Origin of the sequence: Litoreibacter roseus, assembly GCF_009811795.1 — a bacterium.
Taxonomy (GTDB): Bacteria; Pseudomonadota; Alphaproteobacteria; order Rhodobacterales; family Rhodobacteraceae; genus Litoreibacter; species Litoreibacter roseus.
On record NZ_BLJE01000001.1, the window covers coordinates 992110 to 1014076 of the forward strand.

The window sequence follows — 21967 nt, forward strand, 5'->3', positions numbered from 1 at the left end:
AAATTGCTATACGATCCGGTGACGAAAGCGAAGTATGGTTTGCGCTATCCGCGTCTGCCGACCCTATCCGATACTTAGGCCATCACCCGTTCTGCGATCTCGCGCAGAATGTGCTCCATATCGACGCTTACATCGACCGTCGACACCTTGCCGTCTATCTGAAGAAAAGACAGCCCGTGCACAAAGCTCCAAAGCATGAAAGCCCGGTCGATATCTTGATCCTCAACGACCTCACTGCCGCGGTACCGCGCGACCTCTGCCTGCACTGCACCGAAGGTTCGTTTACCTTCTGCAACCAACTGATCCTCGTTTTCGTGATCTTCGGTCAGACCGAACATGAGCCGAAATACGCCGGGCTCCTGCTCTGCAAACCGAACGTACACGCGACCAAGCGCTATGATACGGTCGATCCCGCCGTCAGGATATTTGGCAAGCTCGTCCTGCATCTGCTGCTGTTTTCGATGCATGCCTTCCAGTATCACCTGGTTCAGCATTTCCTCCTTATCTTTGAAATGCTTATAGGGCGCGGCGGTCGAGACGCCCGCACGGCGGCACGCCTCTGAGACCGAGAAATGGTCCGCGCCTTTTTCTTCTACAAGCTGGCGTGTTGCCTCCACCAATTGCGCGCGCAGGTCGCCGTGGTGGTAGCTCGTTTTTTTCGAAGTTTCCGGTGATTTTGTCATGCCATCCTATGTGTCAGAGAAATTTTTACTTGTCAAAGTTAGAGGTACTTACATATGTAAGAGGTGCTAACTTTTACAGAGGTGCATCGTGGACCCGATAGCTAAACCCAGATCAATCCTACGCCGGATGGCGCGGAAGACCGTATCGCTCACCCTCACTCTGGGGGCTATTGGCGCTGCCGGCGTGGTCGTCATGGTTGCGAGCAATATGATCGCCCAAAGGGCCCAAGCGATTGAGCCGCCCACGGCAGCGCCGTCCATTATGGTTCCGGTGTCCCCGATTCAGATGGAGGACAGCTATGCGGTAGACCGCCATTTCGTAGGCCAAATCGAGCCGCGCCTGACCGCGGTCCTGTCCTTTGAATTGTCCGGGCGTCTGACCGAATTGTTGGTTGAAGAAGGCGACACTGTTGAGCAAGGCGACGTACTTGCCAGACTGGATACGGATTTGCTTGAGTCTGATCTGAAGCGCCTCACGGCATCTCGCGCGGCCCTTGCGGCGCAACTGGTCTTTGCAGAGCGCTCTGTTGAGCGCAGCAGTTCGCTGACGGATCGCGGGTTCACGAGCGAAGAGCGCTTGGATCAGGCCCGTGCCAACCGCGATGAGCTGATCGCGCGCATTGCAGAGACCGAAGCGGCACGGGATGCTGTTGCGATCCAAATCGCGAAATCAGAACTCTTTGCGCCTTTCAGCGGGCAGATCGGGCAGCGGTCGGTTGATGGCGGGGAAACTCTCACGGTGGGGCAGGCCGTTGTGACGCTGATGGAAACCGGTCGCCCGCAACTGCGGGCCGGGTTGCCATTGAGTGTCGACACCGACCAACTCACTGATGCGATGATCCGATTGGATGGAGCTGAAGTGAATGCAAGCCTTGTACATGTTCGCCCGGACATCGATCCCGTAACCCGGACCCGCACAGCGATTTTTGACGTTGATACCGGCGCACGGGCCGCGTTCGGTCAGACCGCGACGTTGACGGTTCAAAGCGAGATTCCTCAATCAGGTCTCTGGGTTCAACTTGATGCCCTGCAAGAGGGAACAGGCGGCGTTTGGACTGTGCTGGTCGTTGATGCCGAAGGCATCGTGCGCAATGCAGCCGTTGAGGTTCTTCACATCGCGGATGGGCGTGCCTTCGTTCAGGGCACCTTTGCCGAAGATCACCGCCTTGTCGCTGAAGGGGCGCACCGTGTAACCCCGGGCCAGTCCGTGCGCATCAGAGAAGGCGGCTAAAATGGAGACCCTCACCTTCAGACAGCCTCGCCTTGTCGCCCTGATCCTTTTGGTGCTGATCTCGGCGGGCTTGTCGTCCTTCCTGTCGCTCGGGCGGCAAGAGGATCCAACGATCACCAACCTCTTTGCGACGGTCACGACGAGCTTTCCAGGCGCCGATCCAGCCCGCGTCGAAGCCCTTGTGACAGCCGAGATTGAAGACGAACTGCGCGAGATCGCTGAGGTTGATGTGATCAGTTCGGTGTCTCGCAGCGGTGTATCCGTTGTTGCCGTAGAGCTGATCGAGACGCTGGATGAGGCCACGATTGAACAGGTTTGGTCTGAGGCCCGCGACGCGGTCGAGGATGCGCGCGCCGAATTTCCGGCGGGCGTTCAAGCCCCGGAATTCGACGCCGAAGGGATCTCGGCCTATTCAGCTGTGATCGCGGTGACCGCTGATCGCGACGATATCCCCCTGACACTGCCCTCGCGCCATGCTGAGGCCCTGGCAGATCGTTTGCGTTCAATCCCCGCGACCCGTGCTGTCGATTTGTTCGGCGTTCCAGAGGAAGAGGTTCTGGTCGTGATCGACCCAGAGCGTGCGGCAAGCCTTGGGTTGACGGCACAGGATGTATCGGCGCGGATCACCGCGGCAGATGGCAAAGTTCAGGCCGGTCGTGTGCAGGGTGCTGACACTGACCTGACGATCAACATCTCCGGCGAGATCGAAAGCCTTGATCGGTTGCGCCGCGTCGTTCTGCGCGAAAGCGATACGAATGCCAGCGTCGTTTTGGGCGATATCGCGTCGATAACCCGTGGCGCGCGACTGCCCGCCGAAGAACGGGCACTGGCGAATGGAAAGTCCGCGATCTTGATCGGTGTGCTTGCCCAAGACGGCGTTCAGATTGATCGCTGGATGAGTTTTGTGCGGGACGAGCTTGCGGCGGGACAGGCAGCCGTGCCGGTTGGTCTGTCCGAAACTCTGATGTTTGACCAAAGCGTTTACACGGCAGACCGGCTAGCGGAGGTCGGCACGAATATGGCGATTGGTGTTAGCCTCGTTGTGGGCGTGCTGTTCCTGACACTGGGTCTGCGGGCGGCTGCAATCGTGGCGCTGGTCCTGCCTGTGGTGTCTTTGGCTACGCTGGCCACCATGAACTTCATCGGGTTGCCCATCCATCAGATGTCTGTCACAGGGCTGATCGTGGCTTTGGGACTGCTGGTAGACGCAGCCATCGTGATGTCTGACGAAGTCGGCCAGCGTCTGCAGAAAGGCATGGACCGGTTGTCGGCCGTCGGGGATGCTGTGCGCCGGTTGGCGGCACCGCTTCTGGCCTCGACCGTCACAACGGCCTTATCTTTTACGCCGATGATCCTTTTGCCGGGACCAGCCGGTGACTTTGTCGGGTCCATCGCGATCGCAGTGGTTTTGATGCTGGTCTGGTCGCTCTTCATCGCGCTGACCGTGACGCCCGCTTTGGCAGGTTGGATTTTGCCTGTTCAGGGCAAAGGGACCTTTCTCAGCCGCGGAATCAATCTACCAACACTGGCCCGGCTTTTTGAGCGGTCCATTGCTGTGTCCGCTCGCAACCCGATCAAGTCCATTGCGTTCGCTCTGATTTTGCCAGTTGTCGGCTTCGCGAGCTTTCCGACGTTGACCGCGCAGTTTTTCCCCGGCGTGGATCGGGATCAGTTTTACCTCGAGGTTGAAATGCCACCCGGCAGCGCCATTGCAGATACGGAGGCCGTGGCACGCGAGATTGACGCCATCCTTCAATCGGAAGAAGAAATTGCCACGACCTATTGGTCAATCGGCAAGTCCGGCCCGGCGTTCTACTATAATATCACGGGGGGCCGGAGTCGCGAACCGGGATACGCCCAAGCCATGATCAATGCGGCATCTGCGGAGGCGGCTGGTCGCTTGGTGCCGGATCTTCGCGCCCGATTGGACGAGGCTTTTCCGCAGGCGCGCATCATTATACGCGGGTTGGTTCAAGGCCCGCCCGTAGACGCGCCGGTCGAGCTACGTCTCGTGGGGCCTGATCTGGACGAGCTGCGCCGTCTGGGTGGTGAATTGCGAACCATTGTGGCGGACGCGGATCTTACCACTCAAGTCCGTGCCGGCGTGACCGGCGGCGCCCCGCAAATTAGGTTTGAGATTGATGAGGTCAGGGCGCGACTACTCGGACTTAACGTAACCGACATCGCTCAACAGTTGGATGCAGGTTTGGTGGGCGTCGTCGGCGGGTCCCTCGTCGAAGGCACCGAACAACTTCCGGTTCGCGTGCGGTTTGGGGAAGGGCTGCGTGGGGATCTGTCTGCGATTGCGTCTCTGCCAATCCTTCTGCCGGGATCCGCCACGGTTTCGGCCCAAGGTGCGTTTCCCGCGGTGCCGCTTTCCGAGTTGGCTGACCCCATCGTGGAACCCGCCGAGAGCGTGATCACGCGTCGGAACGGTGAGCGGGTCAATACGGTTCAGGCTTTTCTTGTGGCAGGTGTCCTGCCCGAGGAAGCCCTGCAATCCGTGCTTGGTACCTTGGATGACCGCGGGTTCGCGTTGCCCGCGGGTTACCGGATGGAACTTGGGGGCGACTCAGATGCAAGATCAAATACGGTCGGCAACCTATTGGCGTCAATCGGTTTAATTGTGACTCTGACCATTGCAACGATCGCGTTGACCTTCAATTCGTTCCGTCTGACTGCTGTGGCATTGGTCGTCTGCGGGTTGTCGGCAGGGCTTTCGATCCTGTCTCTTGCAGTGCTTCAATACCCCTTTGGGATCAATGCGATCATTGGGGTGATTGGCTCAATCGGCGTGTCCATCAATGCTGCGATTATCATTCTGACTGGCCTAAAGGCAGATCCGGATGCAAAGAATGGCAACACGGACGCAATCGCACGGGTGGTGACCAACTCAAGCAGACACATCACGTCGACGACGATCACGACGTTTGGCGGATTCCTTCCATTGATCCTTGCGGGGGGCGGGTTCTGGCCACCTTTCGCGGTCGCAATTGCCGGAGGTGTTTTGTTGTCTTCAGTTGTCTCGTTCTATTTTACGCCACCAATGTTTGCGCTGCTGTATCGCGCGTCAAAAGGCTCAAAAACCCAAACGCGGGACGAAGACAGGTCTGAAGAGCCAAGCGGTGTCTTGATCTTGCGGCACGCCGCTGAATGAACCACCGTGACAGTTCGCGTTGACTTCAAAATGTGATGTTGATTTTTTTGGCGAGAAACATCTTTCATAAACACGCAAGCTGCGTTCTTGAAAGTGCTGGTCGGGAAGAGTTTCAATCAGTCCCCTACAGCCGATCGCAGCACTGGCGATGCTATCTTTATCATTCTATTTTGGTTTGAATATGCATCTGTGCGGTTTGGTTGAAGGTGCTAGAGATCTACCGAATACGCGAGGTCACGCAATACCTCTCAGCACCTTTTGAGGTTTGATATCAGTTAGGCTGTTGTAATCTTGATCCCGGGCATCCAGCGTGAATCCTTCGACAATCTGTCCCAGCCTTTCAGCTTCTTCCTTCAGGCTGAGATGTGCGGCGGAGGTTTGCTCCAGCATCGCAGCGTTCTGCTGGGTCACCTTGTCCAATTCCCCAATGGCTCCGTTGATCTCGGTGATACCGAGTGCCTGATCCTCAGATGCCTTCGCAATCTCGGTTGTCTGAGCCGAGGCTTGCATGATCGCAGTTGCGATATCGTCGAATGCGTTCTCAGCCAGGGCGACCAGATCGACACCACGGTCGACATCGACGGCGCTGAGATCGATCAGTTTCTTGATGTCCTTGGCTGCTTCAGAGGATCGCTGGGCGAGGGCTTGCACCTCTGAGGCGACCACTGCGAACCCGCGACCCGCCTCGTTGGCACGGGCTGCTTCTACACCCGCGTTCAAAGCAAGCAAATTTGTTTGGAAGGCGATGCTATCGATCGTGTCTACAATTTCCGAGATCTTCAGGGATGACCCTTTTATGTCCTGTATTGCCGTCACCGTGGCGTCGATCACGCCCTTGCCTTGTTCTGCGCTTTTGCTAGCGCGCTTGACCACATCAAGGGTGGCGTTGGCCTGTTGAGATGATGAGGCAACCGAGCTTGTGATCTGCTCTAACGCGGCTGCGGTTTGTTGTAGGGATCCGGCCGCATTTTCGCTTCTGTTGGACAGGTCTGTAGACGCATTTGAGATTGCGCTTGTCGATTTTCGAACTGAGCGTCCACTCGTAACAATCTGATCTATAATATCTTTTAACGTCATGACTGCCGCGTTGAAATCATGGCGCAACCGGTCGTAACTGCCCGGAAATTTTTCCCGCAAAGCAACGTTTAGATCTTTGTTCGCGAGACCGTTCAGCCCTTTTGCCAAGGATGCAACAACCGCCTGTTGCTCTTGTTCGTGCGCCTCACGCTCTTGTTCCACTTGGGCCTGAATAGCATTTTTCTCGACAAGTCCGTCTCGGAAAACGCGAAGCGCATTTGCCATTCGTCCGATTTCTCCGCCGCTTGATCGGAAACCGATTGGTTGGGTCAGGTCACCAGAAGCCAGGTTCTCTGTTGTTTTGGTAAGTCGGACCAATGGTTTGATGATCCAAGTGAAATTGACGAAGAAAGCTGCGAGAAAAAGCGCAGCTGAAAGCATGGCAATTTGTCGAAGGCGCTCTTCGGCTACGCCGGCATGGTCCAGTACAACGCCGCTGGCCGCGAAAATTTTCTCTTGTGACGCCCTTCCGAATTCTTGAGCTAGCGATCCGATTGCGATCACGCTTTTTGCGGCAGCCTCTGTGGCTTCTACAGCATCTTCTTGGGTGGCCAGAACGGCACCGCGTAGCATCGATAGCCCGCTTTCCGGAGCAACGATCGCCAGCAAAGTTTCAATCTCTTTTCGGAGAGACGGATTACTATTTTGAGATAGACCGTCTAATCTTAGAGAGATAACGCGAAGTTTTTCCCCTGCAATCTCAAGCTCAACCGGATTGGACGCATTTGCGGTTTCCAATGCTGTTGCTAGAAAGGTCCAAAGGGTCGTCTGCAGGATACTGGCCTCGCGCTGCACCGCTGTCGGGCCTGCCAATAATGCATTGATCGCGTCCGCGTTTTCGGTCGATGCGTGCTCACTGCTGATCGCGACTTCAAACGCCAAATCATCGATGATTGGTATCAAAAACGCGTCGAGCGCGCGTCTTGCAGCTAAGATCTCCTTTGTTCGCTGACGTCTGGTCAGGACATTGGAATCACTCTGGTCACGAATTATCGCGAGATGTTTTTTCAGCGCGTCAAATTCCCCCTCGATAGGGTCGGTGTTGCGATGGTCAGCAACCAACCGATCGACTTCTTTGAGACCCGTTTCGCGCAAATCTCTTAGGATAGCTTCGAGCGCCGGGTCAGTCGTCTGGGTCAGTGCAAGTGCGACACCAGAGATCAAATTGACGTTCGACTGGATTGCCAGAACCGAATGAAGGTGTGCCAGGACATCATTCACCAAAACGTCGAGTTGTTGCGTGACGGCTTCGATGGTGTGTTCACCCCCGATAGCGAGATCGAAATATGCATCATCGACCTTTTTTTCGATTTCGGCGGTCGCGGTTTCCGCCGCATCCCATAATGCTGAGACGCTTTGGGAAATCCTTTCAAGGCTCTCGAATTCGCGGAGACGGGCATCGCTGAGATCGGTCATTTGTCGTTCAACATCAACAATCCAAGGGCCGATTTGCGCTTTTGTTCTTCTGTCCAGTAGACCGTACGCGGTTTGCAGGCCGTTAATGATCTTTTCCTTCTTGTCCCTCTCGTCCAATAGCTCCTCAGAGTTTTGGGCAAGCAGCAAACCGATCATACCGTTTTTGAGGCGGCTGGCTGCAATATCCAGATCTATGCTGGCCTTCAGCTCAGGCAGCCGTACCAAAGTCAGCGTTTCGAGATTTTCGGCAGTTTCCCGAAAAACCGTTGTTGCGACGAAGAACATGAACGCTGATGTGGTCGCCAACGCGGCGAAGATCAGCAACATTTTGACACCGATACTCTGGAACAGATAGATCACCGGCGTCATCCCCAGCTGAGCGTATCACCAGACAGCATTGCTGATGCCTGTAAGACGCATATCTTTGTTGGTATGGGACACGGACGTTCAATCATTGGGTCGCCGACACCTGATCAAAAGAACCAGATGCGGTGATTTGCGTCAGGAACACTTGATCCATACCTTGGTTGTCGCCCTCGCCAAATCGCATTGCCGCCCCTCCCAGTTCTACGGTTCTCAGGTTGGACATCGCGGCCATAAGAGCTTGCCGGGTCAGATTTTTGCCTGCGGATTGGAGTGCTTCAATCGCGAGCCGACCCGCAAAATACCCCTCGAGCGAAACAAATCCGGGTTTCAGATCGCCGCCCAATTCGGTCAAGGCGGCCTGGTAAGACGCGACGACTGGCAAAGATGTGTCCCACGGTAGAGGCACAACTTGCGACACGATCACGCCTTCACGAAGCCCACCAAGTTCCGCGGCTAGTGCTTGAGCGCCGACAAATGAGATGCCAACATAGTCTGGTTTGAACGACAACTTTGCGCCGAGCTTTATGAACTCCGCGATTGGCCGATACGGTCCGACCGTCACCACTGCGTCCGGTTCTGCCTTTCTTATGGACAGCAGAGCCGTTTTAACGGCGGTCGTGTTGCGCGTGTAGCTGCCCTCTGCGACAAGCTCGAGGTCTCGCGCGTTCAAGGCATCGCGGACACCCTGAAGACCGATGCGCCCGAAATCGTCATTTTGATAGAGAATTGCGATCTTCTTGTAGCCTTTGACATCCACCAGATGTCTGATCCATTCCTCCGTCTCCGCGCTATATGACGCGCGGACGTTCAGCACGTTGCCGTTGGTCTCGTCGCGCAGGAATGCGGCGCCTGTCAGGGGCCCTATGGATGGCAGCCCGGCCGCCCGGGCAATCGGTTGAGTGGCTTTCGTCGTGGGTGTACCGACAAGACCGATCAGACCGATGTAATCGTTGCTGTCGATGACCTCTCGAAGGTGGGCAACGGATCGACCGGGTTCGTACCCGTCATCCATTGAAACAAGCTGCAGCCGTCTGCCGTGAACCCCACCGGTCCCGTTCGCTTCCGCGAAGGCCGCGAGAATGCCTTGGCGCATACCTTGACCAAGGGCGGACGCAGGACCGTCAAGCGACGCAATCTGAGCAAAGGTGACGCTCGTGTCGGTAACGCCTTGATCCGCCAGAGCCCCAATTGGGCAGGTTGAGATGATCACGGCTGCGATCAGGCGGAAAAAAGATCTCATAGCATTGTCTCCGGTCAAAGATGTTCAAGCCGTACCGGAGGGAAGTTACGAAGTGGTTAGTCGCCGGAGGATGTCACTCAGACGACCACGGACACATGGGGGAGGCCGCATAACCGCTCCAGATCATCCAGATAAACATCGGACAAACGCGAGACGTGTTCCTGATACCAGCCGATCGGCTCCAGATCAGTCGCCTCAACATCAGCCGGCTTCCCCAGAATAGGATGTGTGACGACGCTGACAGCGCTTCCTAACCGATTGATCAAAAAATTCGGACGCCGGGGTTCGAAGAACAGAGATTTGATCGCCCGGAGACGCCCAGCCACGATCTCACCTGGTACAATAACGAAGGCAGCACCAGGGCTGGCAAGGCTTAGCCCGGCCACAAGGTCGTACCAGCTGTGATGGCCGATCGGACTTTCCTGAATATATGCCAACTGTTCTGGATCAAAATACTGAACCATCCGCGGGATGAGCGTGGCGAAGTTTTCGGTTTCGATCACATATGTGATCGCGTGGTCCGCATAGAGCTCGGAAAAGCGGCTGATGCGTTTTTCGCTCCAATTCAGAAACTCACCATCGGCAAACAGATATTCTTTGGCCGCAAGTGCCTGGTCGTTCGACAGGACCATCACGTCATATACGCTGTCGCCCGAAATTGTCGCGCGTGTCTCGCGCTGCGCGTCCGGCGTGAAATGCTCGTCCCACACAAGATCGCGCAGCAGAGGTCGGTACACCCGCCTGCTTGGCGCATGAATTCCACGGCCTGCCAGAATTGAAAGATTGCGCGTGAACGCCGTGTTGAGCTTGTTTCCAAGGCGTCCTGCAACGCCGATGTGGTAGACAATGCGGGGCGCGGACCCACCGTCCGGATCGGGCAGGTTCGTCATAGAATGGTGCGAAACCGCGGAATGCGCGCAGGGTCCGGAGTGTCGCCCATAGCATCCCACGCATCGCGCGTTCGGTTGAAGATCCGCCTGTCCCGGGCGTAGACCACGTTGATCTTTTTACGCAGCGGTGCGTCCAGAACATCGCGTTTGCGCGCGTCACCCCCGGACTTGTTGCGCTCCAGCGCGCTGAGGCGTTCTGCGATATCGGGAAGAATATCTTGCAAAAGCACAGTCAGATGGCGGTTTAGATCGTTTAACAACAACAGCTTGAGGTTAAACGTCTTCATCAGATTCCCGCGATAATGTTGAGGGGTCCAATGTGCGTCATTCTCAAGCTTGCCGGGGACATTCAAGTTGTCCTCTAACCATTTGATAAGAATATGACAGTTCCGCCGGTGAGCATCAGGGCTGTCGGCAGTCAGATCCAGATCGTGATCGTCTGCCAAAACGCCGCGCAGGTTCACGAAATTCTGGTGTCCGGGTCCGATCACCTTGTCGAAATACAATGACAGAAAGCGGTCCACCGGATTGCGGATAACTGTGAAAGCGTGCGGGCGCATCTCGATCTGTGCAGGGGTTAGATCCAGTGCGCTTGCACGCAGAAACCCAGCGTCTTCGTCGTGAATTCGTTTCGGATCGGGGTAGGGCTTCTCATGTTCCAAGCTCCACAACAGATTTTTAACGAACGTACAGCCGCATTTCGGGATCACGAGGTAGTGGATGGGGTAGGCCCGGCTTGTGAACAGCCGCTGGGTCTTGGGCAACGCGGGTGTCGGCTTGTCCATCGCGGCGAATTCCTTCCGATGCGCAGACCATAAGGTGCAAACTTCATCGCTGTGTTCAAGTCCACACTTGACCTGCGTGGACATGGTGCGGGCAGGCGGCATCGGTCTCTTTTCTGCCCGGAGTGTGAAAGCCCCGTTAATCGGACGCGGATGCGCAGCGCGACGGATCTTTTGCTTACCCATATCCGGGTAGCCTCAAAGCGTTGATCCATCAGCGCTTTTTGGCGAGTCGGCGCTTTCCGGCGCCCGTAGTCCGACCAAATTTGCGTAACATTTTCAGCGATTTGCGATGAAGAACCACCGCTTGTGCACAATTGCGAACCACTCCGGCCCGGTGCGCATGGGATCCCCGTTTGACAAAGACGCGGGCTGCCGCACCACGAAGGAGATGGGTTTAATGAGTGCAAGTGCGAACATTACACTGAGTGATTTCGCGACCGAGGGTGAGACAATCACGTCGGAGCATATGGGATCGAACTATGCGTTTCAGTGGGAACGTATCGGTGACAAACCTTGGGAGAAGTTTGATGAGGTCATGGAATCGACCGGCGTTGAATATGTGCGCTATCCGGGCGGAACGGCGGCGGAGACATGGTTTGACATCAACAACCCCAATGCGGACTCCTACACGAAATCCAACGGCAGCACGCAAGAGATCATGCCGCTTGACGGCTTTCTCGACTATATGGCCGAGACTGGCCTAAAGCCGATCATCATCATTCCGACCAACGTTATGCTGGGCGACAGCTATTCGGATGGTCACCGGACGGTCGATGAAAATTGGGAAGATGATCTGCGGACATTCATTCGCAACACGCTGGCCTACGCGGGCGAGAATGGGATCCACGCCTTTGAACTCGGTAACGAATACGAAAGCTATATGACGTCGCGGGAATACGGGCGCGTCGCAAGCTGGATGGCAGAGATCGTCCAACAGGAACTCGACGCCTACATGGACAGGGAAGAGCCTGGACCAAGCTGGGAAGAACCGCAGATTACCGTTCAGGCATGGGGCCTGAGCGTCGGGGGCGGGACGTCCATCGATGAGTTGGTGTTCCGCAATGAAGTTGTCATGTCAGAGTTCAACGAGACAGAAGCGGCTGCGGTCGATGCAATCACGAGCCATTTCTATTATCTGGAAGGGCGCCATGAAGGGAAGTTAAACGAACAGAACTTCGAAAACATCGAAAATGCAACGGCTTACACGACGGATTTGATGCAGGCGTGGGTTGACGCAGGCTACACGGATATCGAGTTCGTGATGTCGGAATGGAATGTTCTCCATTCCTCGACAACAGATACCGGATTGACCCAGATCCCCGTCCTGCTTGAGATGTTTACGAGTTTCATAAGCCAAGGCGTAGATCAGATGCAGTTCTGGTCGTCACAGTATCACGGCACCAGTCTCGCGCTCTCGAACGGACAATTGATGTCGGCGGGCGTACTCTTCGAGATAATGACCGGAGAACTGATTGGTTCGCGCGTTCTTGATCTCGACTATGCGTCCTCAACCGCGGCACTTCACGGGTTTCAGGTCGATACGGGTTTCAAGCTCTTTCTGTCGTCCATGACTGACGAAGAACAGGACATCACGCTCGATCTTGGCAATGACTTTGGCCTTTTCACGGTGACTGGCGTTCTTCAGATCGGCGTCGACGAGAGCACCGCTGACGGATCCTTCAAAGGGCAGACCAATATCCCCGCCTACATGGAACCGGACGCTGCGATCGAGACCACCGAGATAGATCCGGAGACTACGTCGCTGGGGGACAGCAGCTTCACATTTGAATTCGGTGCGCACGAGGTCGTCGTTGTTGATCTTGAGCTGCGCGACGATGCGTTCGGGTTCGGCTTTGGGTTCGGTGGGATTGGATACAACAAGATCGACACTGAGGACGGCTCCGGCGCCATGGTTGGAACGGAGGGGCGCGATAATTTCATCTTTGGTGAGGAAGACAGCGAAACAACCGTCATTAACTATGACGGCGCCCAGGACACGATTGATTTGACCGACCTGCTTGCTCAATCAGCGGCGAGCACGATCAAAATCAACGGGACCGAATATAGCCACACTGGCAGCGCACAAGCTGTTGCGTACCAATCCCTGAGCATCGTCGTCGAGCAAGTGGACGGTGGCACGCGGATCACTGCGACCGGCGAACACATCGATACCGGCGAGGCGTTTGAAGGCACCGTCGCTGTCTTGGAAGATGTGGATGCAAGCTCCTTAAACGTCAGCAATTTTGAGTTTGGCTGACGTCTGAGACAACCGGGTCGGAACCAACGCCGCCTTACTGCGTTTTTTGACGTATGCATGACTCTATGTCGAATGACACAGGTCAGAAAAGGGGACGATGATGACGAAATCCGCAGCGCAGATCGAGCAAGACGACCGTGAGGAGATGGAAGAGGCAGAGCAGGAAGAAGCTGAACGTCAAAGCGTCAAGAATGCCGCCTCCCTTACGCCAAAGCTGATTTATCAAGTCATCGCCAAGGACGGTGAAGAAGAACTGGCCCGCCCCACCCGCTCGCTGATCTGGTCGGGTATCGCCGCAGGCATAATGATCAGTTTCTCCGTCTTGGGGGAGGCCATTTTTCGCACCTACCTACCCGACGCCCCGTCCAGCTTTCTCATCGAAAACATGGGCTACTCGCTTGGCTTCCTGTTGGTGATCATCGGGCGGATGCAGCTTTTCACGGAAAATACCATCACCACTGTCCTGCCCTTGATGGCGAAGCCAACGCTGGACATGCTGGGCTGCGTCGCGCGCCTTTGGGGCATCGTCTTGGCGGCCAACGTGGTCGGGGCCTTCGCTGTAGCTGCTCTCTATGCATTTACGCCCGCAATACCGGCCAACCTTTTGCCAGCGATCACAGAGCTTTCCGTACATGCGACCTCGTTTCCGCCGGTTGAAGCGTTTTTCCGGGCGGTGCCGGCCGGCATTCTGGTCGCGGCAATCGTCTGGATGCTGCCGCAGGCGGAAGAAGCATCCTTCTTCGTCATCTTCTTTTTCACGTGGCTTATCGCAGCGGGCGATTTCACCCATATCGTGGCCGGCTCCGTCGAAATGGCGTTCCTAATGCTACAAGGCGACCTAGGACTTTCCAAAGCTGTGTTCGGGTTCTTCATCCCGGTCTTTCTTGGCAACGTCGTTGGCGGTACAGTGATCTTTGCACTGATGGCGTGGGGGCAGGTTCGTGATGAAATGCAGTTGGAGGAGCGACGCAGCAGGTTCAGATGATGGCTGACTGGCGCAGGGTCTGGAAAGTTGCTGTCGCCGTCGGAGATACGATCAACGAAAAGAACCTGAGCCTCATTGCATCAGGCATCGCGTTTTTCGGTCTCCTGTCTGTTTTCCCGGCCATTGCCGCAATGGTGTCCCTGTGGGGGCTGGTGTCCGATCCGTCCGAACTTCAGGCCCAGTTGGTCGAGATAAGAAGCCTTGTGCCCGAGCAAGCTTTTGAGCTGATCGACGGGCAAATCTCCGCCCTGATCTTGGCGCGGGACGAAACTCTCGGATGGACGAGCGCCGTCTCGTTGCTCTTTGCCCTGTGGTCGGCGCGCGCCGGGGTCAGTGCATTGATGCGGGCCATGAATGCGATCTATCAAGTTCCAGCCCGCGGAAACATGCGCCACTATGCCGATGCACTTCTATTGACCGTGCTGTTGATCGCCGTGGCGTTCGTCGCGTTGGCAAGTGTGGTGATTATGCCGGTCATCCTCGCAATTTTCCCAATCGGAACGTGGACCGAGCTGGCCATCGACGGCGTACGTTGGGCAGCCGCGATCTTTGTGATCATGGCGGCCTTGGGTGTGCTCTACCGGTATGGGCCGAACCGGCAAGGTGTGCGGACAAACTGGCTGACACCGGGCGCGGTGCTGACCCTCTTCCTATGGGTGCTATCGTCCGCTGCGTTTTCCATCTATTTGTCCCGCTTCGGCAATTATAACGAGGTTTATGGCTCTATAGGTGCGGTCATCGCGCTTTTGATGTGGTTCTACATCAGCGCGTTTTTGGTGCTGGTTGGCGCTGCCACTAACGCCTATCTCGAAGGGCAATACGATCCTGAAAAGCCTGAGCCTGCACCTGGACAACCGCCACAACAATCCTCCGACACAGTGTTCGAACAGCTCTGACCGCACTTGCATTCAAGGAAGCGCTGACGCAGCAAAGGAACATCCGGCGACAACGCAAGAACGGACGGTCCCATGAAACGATCCCATATCAATGAAATCCTGAAAGAGAGCGATGCGTTCATCCGCTCGTTTGGCTACATCCTGCCCCCATTTGCCTACTGGTCGCCAACTGAGATGCAGGCGGCGGACCATGGAAGCATCAAGGCGCGCGGCATGGGGTGGGACATCACCGATTATGGGCGCGAGACGTTCGACGAGATGGGTCTTTTTCTGTTCACCGTTCGCAATGGGGATGCGGCCGACCTCTTGCGCGGCACCGGGATGCTTTATGCGGAAAAGATCATGATCTCCCGCAAGGATCAGCTAAGCCCGATGCACCGGCATGTTATCAAGGCGGAAGACATCATCAACCGGGGCGGCGGAACGCTGGTGATCGAGTTGTTTGCCCCCGATGCCGACGGGGGCATTGACCGCCAGGCGGATGTGACCGTGCCTGTGGACGGCGTGCTGCGCACATTGCCCGCGGGGGGGCATTTAAAGCTCGCGCCGGGAGAAAGCGTCACGTTGCTACCAGGCGTTTGGCATGCGTTCTGGGGCGAAGGGGGGGACGTGCTGATCGGTGAGGTGTCCACCGTAAACGACGATAAAACGGACAATATCTTTGAAGCCCCAATTGGTCGCTTTGCGACGGTCGAAGAGGACGCAGCCCCGCGTCATCTGCTGGTTTCGGACTACGACACCTATCTCGATTGAGGGCCCTTGCCGAGAAAACTCTTGCGTGGCTGGGGGTGTCTGATTGATCCTGACCGCCTGTAGGGGCGTCGGTGGGCTGTCTTGCCCGGCCAGATACGTCCGTGGATGTCTATTCTGGGAGGAGCAATCTATGAAATATCACTTCAAGTCGGTTCTTTTAGCTGGATCTGCGTTGGCGTTGAGCCTGACCAGTGGTCTTGCAGCAGCAGATACGCTGCGGTTCTGGACCACCGAAGAACAGCCCGAGCGTCTGGCCAAGCAACAAGAGATGGCCGCACAGTTCACGTCAGAGACAGGAACCGAGGTTGAGGTGATCCCAGTGACCGAAAGCGATCTGGGCACGCGCGCCACCGCGGCGTTTGCGGCAGGGGATTTGCCAGATGTGATTTATCACACCCTTCAGTACGCGCTGCCATGGGTCGAGGCGGGCATTCTTGATGCGGAAGCCGCCACTGAGGTGGTCAATGATCTGGGGGACAACACTTTCGCGCCGGGTGCGCTGGCGATGGCCACAACGGATGACGGATACGCGGCCGTTCCCGTGGATGGATGGACGCAGATGATTGTCTATCGCAAGGACAAGTTTGAGGAAGCCGGACTGGCCGCGCCGACCTCTTTTGATACGGTGCGTGCTGCAATTGACGCTTTGCACAACCCGCCCGAGATGTACGGGTTTGTGGCCGCCACGAAAGTCGATGAAAACTTTATGAGCCAAGTTCTGGAACATGTGTTCCTGGCAAATGGCGTGTCGCCGGTGGGCGCTGATGGCTTTGCGCCATTGGACGAAGCGAAGACGACCGAGGTGCTTGAGTTCTACAAAGCGATAGCAGAGGCGTCTCCTCCGGGTGAGTTGTACTGGAAGCAGTCGCGGGAACTTTATTTCGACGGCAAGGCCGCGATGATCATCTGGTCGCCATTCATTCTGGACGAGCTGGCCGGATTGCGCGACAGCGCCCCACCCACAATCAATGATGACCCGACAACCCGCGATCTTGCCGCCGCGACCGGCATTGTGACGACTTTCGCCGGGCCGTCCAATCCCGAGGGTGCGGCATGGGGGGACGTCCGCTATTTCGGGATAACCATGGATGCGGACACCGACGTCGCGATGGATTTCGTGAAGTTCTCTATGGATGAGGGCTACACGCAGACCTTGTCGATTGCACCTGAAGGCAAGTTTCCAGTGCGCCGTGGTACGGCGGACGACGCCACCAAGTTTTCGGTCGCATGGTCGGAACTGCCCGTTGGTGTTGACCGCAAGGCACCGCTCAGTGAGCTGTATGCTCAGGACATGATTGATGAAATCGTCGGTGGACTGGACGTCGCCAAGCGGTGGGGCGTCGATGACGGTCAATTGAGCCTCGCCTCGAAGATCGTCAACAGCCAGGTTATCAACCGCGTCGTCCGGCAGTTCGTCGATGGTGAGATTGATGCGGCGGGCGCCGTTGCCGAGATGAACGAAGAACTGGCGAAGGTACAGTGATCCAAATGTGGCGTCAGGCCGTTGGCCTGTCGCCGCGTCTTTTGATCATTGGCACATCATGACACCCGCTGATCCGCCAAAACACACAGGCGCGCTGGCCCGGCGCGAGTCCCGGCTGGCGTGGGGGCTGTTGCTGCCCACACTTTTGATCGTCACGCTGGTCGTGGCGCTTCCTTTGCTCGCAATCTTCTGGATCAGCTTCAAACCCGTGGGGCTGGCCGATCTGCGGCCGACCGCCCCTGTGATCAGTGAGCGGTTTCGGATGCGGGATGGGGACGCACAGGTTGAATACCGGGTGCGCAACTCCTCTCAGGACAAGCCGATCAACGGATTGAGCTTTTCCGACACATTGCCCGAAGGCGCACGCATCGTCGACCTGCCAGCGCCATGCAGCGTTGATGGGCAGCGACTGACGTGTGTCTTTGGCGATGTAGAGGGTGGGTTCCGGGACCGCGTGCGCATTCCTGTTGTCATCGATCTGCCGGAAAACGCGGCAGAAGCGTTGTTTGAAGGGTCTGAGCCGGTCGGCGAAGGACGCGCGGACAACATCCTGACCAACTCAGAGTTCACGCTCGACAACTTCCGTCGTGTCTTTGATGGCGACGAGTTCGTGCAGGTCCTTTGGGTTACGATGTTTTACACCGTATTCGGCACGATCGGGGCACTGCTGGTGGGTCTCTTCGCGGCGTTGCTTCTGAACAAAAGCTTTCGGGGGCAGGGAATATTGCGCGGATTGTATCTCTTTCCCTATGTCGCGCCGGTTATTGCGGTGGCGTTCAGTTGGGTGACGCTTTTTGATCCGTTTTCGGGCTCTGCCAATGCGCTTCTGATCCAGATGGGAGTTACAGAGAGCGCGATCAATTTCTTCGGCCAACGCCCACTGGCCCTTATTATGGTCACTGTCTTCGAGATCTGGCGATATTTTCCGCTCTCTTTTCTGTTCATCCTTGCCCGGATGCAATCCATCGACAGCGACATGTACGAGGCCGCAGACATGGATGGCGCGTCGCCGTTTCAGAAATTCTGGTATTTGAGCCTACCGCAATTGCTGGGTATCCTGTCTGTCTTGTTCCTGCTGCGCTTCATTTGGACCTTCAATAAATTCGACGACATCTTCCTTCTGACGGGGGGCAACGCCGGCACACGCACATTGACCGTGAATGTCTATGAGCAGGCCTTTGCAATCTCCAACATCGGGGCGGGGGCGGCCGTCGCCGTGGTGATCTTCGCCTGTCTCATCTGTTTTGCCATCTTCTTTTTTCGCTTCATCAGTCGGGAGGAGGGGCTTTGAGGCTCCTGAGGTTTGGATATGTCACCGGTCCCGGTATCGGGATGCTCTGGGCGCTTGTCATTGCGACGACGCTGGCCGTCGCGCTGTCCTTTGCAACCGGTGCAGGGCTGCGCCCGACGCTTTGGGGCGCTTTGATCCTGGGCGCCTCCTGTGGGCTTCTGGTTTTGCGTCTTGGGGCCGTCGGCTATGCGTTTGCCTGTGGTTTGGCAGTGGTGCTGACATTCAGCCCCATCGCGCCGATCATGATGGAGGAGAGCTTTGGGTCGCTGTGGAAAGGAGCCGTTGGCCTTTTGCTGGGCTTATGTGTGTTCGGTCCGCTGCGGATCATTCTAGACGCGACGCCCGTGGGGGTGCTGACCCGGCACGAGTTCGAGGACGCCGTGATCCGGTTTTTGACGGGTTTCGGCTATATCTTCTTTACGGCCATCGTTCTGATCCCGTTCTATGTGATGGTCATGACCAGCCTGAAATCCCAGCAGGCGCTGCTGCAAAACCCGTTGGATTTCTCCATTGACCTCAGACGGGGCTGGTCGTTGTTTCGCAGCTATTTTGAGCTCTTTGCGGATTTCAATTTCGGCACATACCTTTGGACCTCGTTCTTCATCTCTGTGGTGACAGTCCTGATCACCTTGGCTTTTTCGATCCCGGGGGCCTACGCGGTGGCGCGATTGCGGTTCTCGGGACGGGCGGCGTTCTCCCGATCCATATTGCTGATCTACATGGTGCCGATGATCGTTTTGGCGCTGCCGATCTACATCGTGTTTTCGATGACCGGGTTGCGCAACTCGATCCTGGGCATTGTGCTGATCTACCCGGTCACGACCATTCCGGTCGCCCTTTACATGCTGCAGGGCTATTTTCGCGGACTGCCCGCCGAGGTGGAGGAAGCGGGGCTCATGGACGGCTTGTCACGCCTTGCCGTGATCTGGAAGATCACGCTGCCCCTGTCGCTGCCTGCACTGGCGTCGGTGTCGCTCTATGTCTTCATGATCGCGTGGAACGAATTTTTGCTCGCTTTCATGCTGTTGGATGATCCCTCGAAGTTCACCCTGACCCGCGGCGTGGCGATGCTGAACTCCTCTGAAATTCCACGACAGCATCTAATGGCCGGGGCGGTGATCGCCACTGTGCCGATCATGGCGATTTTCCTTGGGTTGGAACGGTTCATGACCAAAGGTCTCACAGCGGGGAGTGTGAAGGGATGAACGATCTGAATGCCGAGGCTGAAGCTATCCTGCGCCGCAATGATCGGGGTGGATATACCGTGCCAACCGAAGGTCTTTATCCGTACCAGTGGAATTGGGACAGTGCATTCGCCGCGATGGGATTTGCCCAATTCGATGTGCCGCGCGCTTGGGAGGAATTGCACACGCTCTTTTCCGGGCAATGGGATGATGGCATGGTCCCGCATATCCTCTTTCACAGGCCAGATCCTGGATACTTTCCCGGCCCGGATGTCTGGGGTGGCCGGGGTCCGGTCGCATCGTCCGGTATCACCCAGCCCCCAATTGCGGCCACGATGGCGCGCCTGGTCTGGGAAAAGGATCTTGCGGCGGGAAAGGTTGCGATGGCAAACCTGTTTCCCAAGCTGAAGCGGTGGCACGCGTGGTTCATGGATTGGCGGCTGGATCGGGATGCGGTGTGCATCACCCATCCTTGGGAGGCCGGGCGCGACAATGCGCCGGACTGGGATGGTGCTATGGCCGGGATCGATCCTGCGGGTGTTGGCGAATACCAGCGCCGCGACACGTCCCACGTAGACAGCGCGATGCGACCCACAAAGTATGATTATGACAGATATGTCTGGCTGGTGCAGCAGGGGCGCCGTCTGGAATGGGATCAGGCCAAGCTGCTTGAGGAAAACCCGTTCCGGGTGGCCGATCCGACTATGACATTCACGCTGCTCAGGGCCAATCGCGATCTGGCGGCGATGGGTCGCGAACTTGGGGAAGATCTGGGCGAAATCGAAGAATGGATTGCACGGCTGGAGGCCGGTGCGGAAACGCTCTGGAATCCGACGCTGGAAAGCTATGACGCGCGTGATGCCAGATCGGGCGCGTGGGCAGGCTGTGTCTCGAACGCGTCGTTTCTGTGCTGGTACGCGGGGCTCGACGGCATGTCCGCGCAATTGGACCGCATCCTAAACCTGACGCCTTACGGCATACCCAGCCACGACCCCAGCAGTCCAAAATTTGACGGAAAGCGGTATTGGCGCGGACCGATCTGGGGCGTCATGAATATGCTGATCGGCTTAGGGCTTGAAGATGTAAACCATCCCCAAGCGGGACGCGTGCGACAGACGACCCATGATCTGATCACGGAACACGGGTTTGCCGAGTATTTCGATCCGCGAGACGGCAGTCCGGCGGGGGGGATGTCCTTCACCTGGACAGCCGCGGTTTGGCTTGGATGGGCCAACAGGGGGGCTGGCTGATGGGCGCGATAGAGCTTCGGAATGTCGAAAAATGGTTCAGCGAGGTTCAGGTCATCAAGGGGGTCGATCTGACCATCGCAGACGGGGAATTCATCATATTCGTTGGCCCGTCGGGATGTGGAAAATCAACGCTTTTGCGCATGATCGGCGGGCTTGAGGATGTCTCGCGAGGGCAGATCATCATCGATGGTATGGACGCGACCGATCAGCCCCCGTCAAAGCGTGGACTGGCGATGGTGTTCCAAAGCTACGCGTTGTACCCGCATATGACTGTGCGCGAGAATATGGGGTTTTCTCTCAAAACTGCCGGTGCGCCTAAAGATGAGCTTGATGCCAAGGTGATGGACGCAGCCCGCGGTCTGAAGCTGGAACCTCTTTTGGAGCGGCGCCCCAAGGAGTTGTCCGGCGGTCAACGTCAACGGGTTGCCATCGGGCGTTCAATCGTGCGCGACCCCACGGCCTTTCTTTTCGATGAGCCTCTGTCGAACCTCGACGCGTCCCTTCGCGTCGATATGCGCTACGAGATCGCCAAGCTGCACCAGCGCCTGAAATCCACGATGATCTACGTGACACATGATCAGGTCGAAGCCATGACGCTGGCGGATCGCATCGTTGTGCTCGATGCTGGTTTCATCGCGCAGGTTGGCACGCCGCGCGAGTTGTATGAACGTCCTGCCAATCTGTTTGTAGCGACATTCATCGGTTCGCCCAAGATGAACATCCTGCCCTGTACGGATGGGACAGGGGACTTCGTATTAGGATCAGGGGACCACAGCCTTGGCATTCGACCAGAGCATATCGAAGTGACCGAAGCCGGGCAGGGCACCTGTGACGGAACCGTCGATATCATCGAGTATCTGGGCGCGGACACGTTCGTGATCGCCGATTGTGGTGCGTTGGGGAAACTGACGGTCCGGTTGCGCGGCGAGGACGTCGCGCTTGGCCAGACGGTGGGGTTGAGCTTTCCTGATGCGGCGCTTCATTTCTTTGATCCGTCTGGCAAGGCCATGCGGGCAGGTTGAC

16 protein-coding genes are annotated in these 21967 nt (G+C 56.8%); 11 read left to right on the top strand and 5 right to left on the bottom strand.

From position 1 onward, the window contains the following. Positions 1 to 74: 74 nt before the first annotated feature. Positions 75 to 683, bottom strand: coding sequence for a TetR/AcrR family transcriptional regulator (locus KIN_RS04965; protein WP_159804819.1), 609 nt, complete (start codon positions 681 to 683; stop codon positions 75 to 77). An 88-nt stretch (positions 684 to 771) separates the two neighbouring features. On the opposite strand from KIN_RS04965, the gene KIN_RS04970 reads away from it, so the two are divergent. Both KIN_RS04970 and KIN_RS04975 read left to right on the top strand, forming a co-directional pair. Beyond that, positions 772 to 1914: an efflux RND transporter periplasmic adaptor subunit gene (locus tag KIN_RS04970; RefSeq protein WP_243144817.1), complete on the top strand. Its 1143-nt coding sequence runs from the start codon at positions 772 to 774 to the stop codon at positions 1912 to 1914. 1 nt (position 1915) lies between these two features. Beyond that, on the top strand, positions 1916 to 5071 hold the full coding sequence (locus KIN_RS04975) for an efflux RND transporter permease subunit (protein ID WP_159804820.1): 3156 nt from the start codon (positions 1916 to 1918) through the stop codon (positions 5069 to 5071). Between the two features lie 234 nt (positions 5072 to 5305). Here the strand turns inward: KIN_RS04975 and KIN_RS04980 are convergent, their stop codons facing one another. The 4 genes from KIN_RS04980 to KIN_RS04995 form a co-directional block, all read right to left on the bottom strand. Beyond that, on the bottom strand, positions 5306 to 7924 hold the full coding sequence (locus tag KIN_RS04980; RefSeq protein WP_159804821.1) for a methyl-accepting chemotaxis protein: 2619 nt from the start codon (positions 7922 to 7924) through the stop codon (positions 5306 to 5308). 91 nt (positions 7925 to 8015) lie between these two features. After that, positions 8016 to 9170, bottom strand: a complete 1155-nt coding sequence (locus KIN_RS04985; protein WP_159804822.1) for an ABC transporter substrate-binding protein — start codon at positions 9168 to 9170, stop codon at positions 8016 to 8018. 77 nt (positions 9171 to 9247) lie between these two features. Then, positions 9248 to 10060: a hypothetical protein gene (locus tag KIN_RS04990; RefSeq protein ID WP_159804823.1), complete on the bottom strand. Its 813-nt coding sequence runs from the start codon at positions 10058 to 10060 to the stop codon at positions 9248 to 9250. Continuing rightward, positions 10057 to 10845, bottom strand: a complete 789-nt coding sequence (locus KIN_RS04995; protein ID WP_159804824.1) for a sulfotransferase family 2 domain-containing protein — start codon at positions 10843 to 10845, stop codon at positions 10057 to 10059. Before KIN_RS04995 ends, KIN_RS04990 begins: the two co-directional genes overlap by 4 nt. A 397-nt stretch (positions 10846 to 11242) precedes the next feature. On the opposite strand from KIN_RS04995, the gene KIN_RS05000 reads away from it, so the two are divergent. The 9 genes from KIN_RS05000 to KIN_RS05040 all read left to right on the top strand — a co-directional run bounded on the left by KIN_RS05000 (position 11243) and on the right by KIN_RS05040 (position 21966). Next, the gene (locus KIN_RS05000; protein ID WP_159804825.1) at positions 11243 to 13102 is read left to right on the top strand and encodes a hypothetical protein; all 1860 of its coding nucleotides are present in this window, start codon (positions 11243 to 11245) and stop codon (positions 13100 to 13102) included. A gap of 145 nt (positions 13103 to 13247) precedes the next feature. Next, positions 13248 to 14087, top strand: a complete 840-nt coding sequence (locus KIN_RS05005; protein WP_373281647.1) for a formate/nitrite transporter family protein — start codon at positions 13248 to 13250, stop codon at positions 14085 to 14087. After that, a complete protein-coding gene (locus KIN_RS05010; RefSeq protein ID WP_159804827.1) occupies positions 14084 to 14983 on the top strand; it encodes a YihY/virulence factor BrkB family protein in 900 nt (299 codons plus the stop codon). The genes KIN_RS05005 and KIN_RS05010 overlap by 4 nt, the downstream gene beginning before the upstream one ends. 72 nt (positions 14984 to 15055) lie before the next feature. Continuing rightward, on the top strand, positions 15056 to 15736 hold the full coding sequence (locus tag KIN_RS05015) for a D-lyxose/D-mannose family sugar isomerase (protein WP_159804828.1): 681 nt from the start codon (positions 15056 to 15058) through the stop codon (positions 15734 to 15736). A 130-nt stretch (positions 15737 to 15866) separates the two neighbouring features. Next, positions 15867 to 17219, top strand: a complete 1353-nt coding sequence (locus KIN_RS05020; protein ID WP_159804829.1) for an ABC transporter substrate-binding protein — start codon at positions 15867 to 15869, stop codon at positions 17217 to 17219. A 58-nt stretch (positions 17220 to 17277) separates the two neighbouring features. Continuing rightward, the gene (locus tag KIN_RS05025; protein WP_159804830.1) at positions 17278 to 18510 is read left to right on the top strand and encodes a carbohydrate ABC transporter permease; all 1233 of its coding nucleotides are present in this window, start codon (positions 17278 to 17280) and stop codon (positions 18508 to 18510) included. Next, a complete protein-coding gene (locus tag KIN_RS05030; RefSeq protein WP_159804831.1) occupies positions 18507 to 19715 on the top strand; it encodes a carbohydrate ABC transporter permease in 1209 nt (402 codons plus the stop codon). Before KIN_RS05025 ends, KIN_RS05030 begins: the two co-directional genes overlap by 4 nt. Then, a complete protein-coding gene (locus KIN_RS05035; RefSeq protein WP_159804832.1) occupies positions 19712 to 20944 on the top strand; it encodes an MGH1-like glycoside hydrolase domain-containing protein in 1233 nt (410 codons plus the stop codon). Before KIN_RS05030 ends, KIN_RS05035 begins: the two co-directional genes overlap by 4 nt. Then, positions 20944 to 21966: an ABC transporter ATP-binding protein gene (locus KIN_RS05040; protein WP_159804833.1), complete on the top strand. Its 1023-nt coding sequence runs from the start codon at positions 20944 to 20946 to the stop codon at positions 21964 to 21966. The genes KIN_RS05035 and KIN_RS05040 overlap by 1 nt, the downstream gene beginning before the upstream one ends. Position 21967 lies beyond the last annotated feature (1 nt).